The following is a 4,450-nucleotide window of genomic DNA, read 5'->3' as shown; positions in this document are numbered from 1 at the left end:
CCGCCCCGCCGCCCGCAGCGCCGCCATCGGGGACACCCATCAGTCCCTGCGGGAGCGGGTGTACGTGGAGCTGCGCGAGCGGATCATCGAGGGCGACTACCCGGCGGGGCTGCGGCTCGTGGAGCGGGAGATCGCCGACGAGCTGCGGGTCTCCCGGGTGCCGGTGCGCGAGGCGATGCAGCGCCTGGAGTCGGAGGGCTTCCTCTCGGTGCAGCCGCGCCGGGGGTCGGTGGTGGCGGAGTTCGGCCCGGAGGACGCCGCGTACCTCTTCGACGTACGGGAGAATTTGGAGGGCCTGGCCGCGCGGCTCGCCGCCCGGCACGCGACCCCCGCCCCGCTGCGGGACCTGGAGCGGCTCCTGGCGCGGGCGAGGAGGGCGGCGGAGTCCGGGCGGCTGCGCGAGGCCGTCTCGCTCAACGCCGACTTCCACCGCCGGATCGTCGAACTCTCCGGCAACCCGCTCCTGGTGGACCTGATGGCCCCGCTCGACTCCCGGCTGCGCCGCCTCTTCCGGCTCACCTCCGCGCAGTCGGACGGCGAGCCGATGTGCGGGGCGCACGAGCGGCTCTACGAGGCGGTCCGCGACCACGACGAGGACGGCGCGGAGGCCCTGGCCCGCGCCCACGTCGCCGACACCCGCGCCTCGACGCTGCGGCTGCTCGCGGCGCTGCCGGAAGCCTCCCCGGAGGCCTGACCCGCCCTCACGCGCCGCGCTGCTCCAGGAGGGCCCTGGCGCGCTCGACGAGCAGCATGAGCGCGTCGACGTGCTCGGGCGCGGGCTCGCTCAGCGGCGGCCGCACCTCGCCCACGTCCAGACCTCCCCTCCGCACTGCGGCCTTGACGAGCGAGACGGCGTATCCCCGGCCCCGGGAGCGGAGTTCGACGAGCGGTCGATAGAAGCCGTCGACGAGCAGGTCGACGGTGGCGTCGTCGCCGGAGGCGAGGGCCCGGTGGTGGGCGAGGGCGAGGTCGGGGGCGAAGCAGAAGACGGCGGAGGAGTAGCGGGTGACGCCGATGCCCCGGTAGGCGGCGGCGGTGAGTTCGGCGGTCGGCAGGCCGTTGACGTAGAGCAGGTCGAGCCCCTCGGCGCGGACGGCGCTGACGATCCGCTGCATGAGGGCGAGGTCGCCGAGGCCGTCCTTGAGGCCGATGACGCCCTCGGTGCGGGCGAGGGCGACGGCGGTGTCGGGGGTGAGGACCGCGTTGTCCCGCTGGTAGACGAGGACGTCGAGCGGGGTGGCGGCGGCGAGTTCGGTGTAGTGGCGGAGCAGCCCGGCCTGGTCGGGGACGACGAGGTACGGGGGCATGGCGAGGAGTCCGTCGGCGCCGGCCTCCTCGGCGAGGCGCGCGTAGCGGATCGCGAGGGCGGTGCCGTAGCCGGTGCCGGCGACGACGGGGACGCGTCCCGCGGTCTCCTCGACGGCGGCGGCGACGCAGTCGCGGAACTCCTCGGGGGCGAGGGCGTGGAACTCGCCGGTGCCGCAGCAGGCGAACACGGCCGCGGCGCCCGCGTCGACGCCGGCGCGGACATGGGTGCGGAAGGCGTCGAGGTCGACGGAGCCGTCGGGCGCGAAGGCGGTGACGGGGAAGAACAACAGGCCGTCGTACATAAGTATGACCATCACCCACATACATGAACGCTGACTTTGCGCACGCTAGAGCAGCGCCGATCGGCCGGTCAAGGCGATTGCGCCGTTCAGCCAAGGATCTTGACGCTCCGTCGGACGCCTTCCTAGCGTGTCCACGGATGCGAACGCCGCTCAGGTGAATGCCGCTCGACGGAGGAGACCCGCTCCATGACCGCACCCCGCACCGTCCTGCTCACCGGCGCCGCCGGAGGCGTCGGCACGCTGATGCGGGAGCTGCTGCCCCCGTACGGCTACGAGCTCCGCCTCCTGGACGTCGACCCCGTGCCGGGCGCTCCCGACGCGATCACCGCCGACCTCGCGGACCGCGCGGCGCTGCGCGAGGCGGTCCGGGGCGTCGACGCGATCGTGCACCTCGCGGGCATCTCCCTGGAGTCCGACTTCGAGAAGATCATGGCCGCCAACATCGCCGGCACCCACCACCTCTACGAGGCCGCCCGCGAGGAGGGCGTCCGGCGCGTGGTCTTCGCCTCGAGCAACCACGCGGTCGGCTTCACCCGGCGCCCGCGCGAGGGCGAGCCGCCGATCCCGGTCGACACCCCGCACCGCCCCGACACCTTCTACGGCCTCTCCAAGTGCTTCGGCGAGGACCTGGCCCAGCTCTACTGGGACCTGCACGGCATCGAGACCGTCTCCCTCCGCATCGGCTCCTGCCACCCGGAGCCCACCTCGGTACGGATGCTCTCGCTGTGGCTCAGCCCCGGCGACTGCGCCCGCCTCCTGCACGCGGCGCTCACGGCCGGGGACGTGGCCCACACGGTCGTGTACGGCTCGTCCGCCAACACGCGCGCGTGGTGGGACCTCTCCACGGCCCGGGCGCTCGGTTACGCGCCGGAGGACGACTCGGAGGCGTACGCGGAGAAGATCCTCGCCGAGCAGGGCCCCCTGGTGGAGGGCAGTGCCGACGACCTCTACCTGGGCGGCCACTTCTGCGTGGACCCGCCCCGCCGGCCGCACTGAGGAGGACCGGACAGGGGTACGCAGGACCCGGCCGGACTGATACGGGGGAGCCGGCCGGGGCCCGGGCCTCGGTGCACCCTGGCGCACCTGACCCGCTCACCGTAGGTCCGGCCGAAGATCATCGCGAGCCGCGGAACGCGGCAGCTGTCCGGATTGCGCGACGGGTTGATGCACGGGAGCACGCACCGGCGCACACGGCTGTGGCCCGATCCGCCGGACAGGCCCCGGGCTCAGCGCCCCGCGCGGAGCGTCCGGGACGGCGATTCGCCGAACCTCTCCCGGTAGCGGGCCGCGAACCGGCCCGGATGGGCGAAGCCCCAGCGCCAGGCCACCTCGCTCACGCTCACCTCGTCCGGCGCGGCCGCCCGCAGCTCCTCGCGGACCCGGTCGAGCCGGACCTCCCGCACGTACGCCATCGGCGACATCCCCACGTACTCCCGGAAGGACTCCTGGAGGCGGCGCACGCTCACCCGGGCCAGGGCCGCGAGTTCGGTGCTCGTGAACGGGTGCTCGGGGCGCTCCCGCACCGCGTCCATCGCGCGCTTGACCGGGGCCGGGCGCCGCGCCTCGCCCGGGTGGGCGAGCGCCTCGCGCCAGGGGTGCTCGGCGGCCAGGAGCAGCCCGTTGAGCAGCGCCTCCTGCAGGGGCCTCGCGACCAGCTCGTGCGTGGCGAGCCCCTCTCCGGCGAGCGCCTCGGCGGCGACCTGGCGGGCGAAGCGCACCCAGCTCAGGCCCGGGCCGCGCGTGATGTCGAGGTGGGGCGCGAAGACGAGCGGGCCGCGCGGCACCCGGCCCATCAGCTGTTCGAGGCGGTCGCGCAGTTCGGCCGCGCCGATCTTCACGGACAGGCTCCGGCAGTCCCCGCTCCAGCGGTCGAGGACGGTGTCCCCGGCGGGGTCGAGGAGCACCGCCTCGGTGGACGTCGCGACGATCGGGGAGCTGCCGCCCTGGCGGATCTCCATCGTTCCGCTCAGCGGTGCGTTGAGGTGGTACGCGCCGAGCTCGCCGAAGCTCATCCGGACGTCGGCCCCGCAGGTGAGGTCGCCGATGACCAGCGGCCCGAGTGCCACGGTGTCGAAGCGGGCCGCGAAGGGACGCCGCTCCCGGTCGACGACGGCCATGCGGTTCGCGTAGTACCGCGCGCCGAGCTCCTCGCGCGCCTCGTCCACGTCCCCCGTCCGGAACGAAATCCCACCCACAGCTCCCGCACCCCCCACAGCTCCCATGGGTCGAAAGAATATTCATTCGACTGATCTGACCGGGAACGGCGGTATGCGCGGCATGCCGGGGGCCGAACGGGTGCGGGTAAGGGAACGGCAAAGGGGGCCGGATCGTTACCCCTGGCATGACCGCTATGACCCCCGGCTCGAACCTCCCTCTCACCGCCGCGCGCGTGGCGGTGGACGTGGCCGCCCCCGTGCGGCTCGACGTCTCGGGCCTGCTGCTCGGCGCCAACGGCAAGGTCCGCTCGGACGACGACTTCATCTTCTACAACCAGCCGACCGGGCCCGGTGTCACCTACCGCTCCGGCGGCGGGGCCGCGCCCGACGCGATCCTGGTGGACACCGGCGCCCTCCCCGCCGGCATCGAGAGGATCGTCGTCACCGCGAGTCCGGACGCCGCCGGCCAGACCTTCCAGGGCATCGAGCCCACGGCCACCATCCGGAACGCGGACGACGGCACCGTGATCGCCACGTTCACGCCGCCGCGTCTCGCCACGGAGACGGCGCTCGTGGTCGTCGAGATCTATCTGCGCAACGGCGCGTGGAAGGCCCGCGCGGTGGGCCAGGGGTACGCGAACGGGCTCGCCGGCATCGCGACCGACTTCGGCGTCTCGGTGGACG

5 protein-coding genes are annotated in these 4,450 nt (G+C 73.9%); 3 read left to right on the top strand and 2 right to left on the bottom strand.

Annotated features, from left to right (window positions below; translation table 11 throughout):
- The first annotated feature begins 25 nt into the window (after positions 1-25).
- Positions 26-694, top strand: a complete 669-nt coding sequence (locus CCN56_RS31360) for a GntR family transcriptional regulator (RefSeq protein WP_086831297.1) — start codon at positions 26-28, stop codon at positions 692-694.
- Positions 695-701: 7 nt separating this feature from the next.
- On the opposite strand, the gene CCN56_RS31355 is transcribed toward CCN56_RS31360, so the two are convergent.
- Positions 702-1,631 carry a 5-dehydro-4-deoxyglucarate dehydratase gene (locus tag CCN56_RS31355; protein ID WP_086831296.1) on the bottom strand — a complete coding sequence of 310 codons (930 nt, stop codon included), beginning with the start codon at positions 1,629-1,631 and terminating at the stop codon, positions 702-704.
- A gap of 165 nt (positions 1,632-1,796) precedes the next feature.
- Here CCN56_RS31355 and CCN56_RS31350 point away from each other — a divergent pair, with 165 nt between their 5' ends.
- Entirely contained in the window at positions 1,797-2,606 is an 810-nt protein-coding gene (locus CCN56_RS31350; RefSeq protein ID WP_086831295.1) for an NAD(P)-dependent oxidoreductase, read from the top strand.
- A 230-nt stretch (positions 2,607-2,836) separates the two neighbouring features.
- Here the strand turns inward: CCN56_RS31350 and CCN56_RS31345 are convergent, their stop codons facing one another.
- Positions 2,837-3,775 carry an AraC family transcriptional regulator gene (locus CCN56_RS31345; protein WP_086831294.1) on the bottom strand — a complete coding sequence of 313 codons (939 nt, stop codon included), beginning with the start codon at positions 3,773-3,775 and terminating at the stop codon, positions 2,837-2,839.
- 176 nt (positions 3,776-3,951) lie between these two features.
- On the opposite strand from CCN56_RS31345, the gene CCN56_RS31340 reads away from it, so the two are divergent.
- Positions 3,952-4,450, top strand: a 499-nt coding sequence (locus CCN56_RS31340) for a TerD family protein (RefSeq protein ID WP_179200051.1), incomplete at its 3' end; no start/stop codon positions are given.

This window comes from Streptomyces sp. NRRL B-24572, from assembly GCF_002156145.1.
GTDB lineage: Bacteria > Actinomycetota > Actinomycetes > Streptomycetales > Streptomycetaceae > Streptomyces > Streptomyces vietnamensis.
The sequence above is the reverse complement of the archived record's forward strand: the minus strand, read 5'-3'. Positions and strand labels throughout refer to the sequence as shown.

Coding starts and splice junctions, on each gene's coding strand:
- CCN56_RS31355 (WP_086831296.1), bottom strand. CDS start 1,631: ATGTGGGTGATGGTCATACTTATGTACGACGGCCTGTTGTTCTTCCCC.
- CCN56_RS31350 (WP_086831295.1), top strand. CDS start 1,797: ATGACCGCACCCCGCACCGTCCTGCTCACCGGCGCCGCCGGAGGCGTC.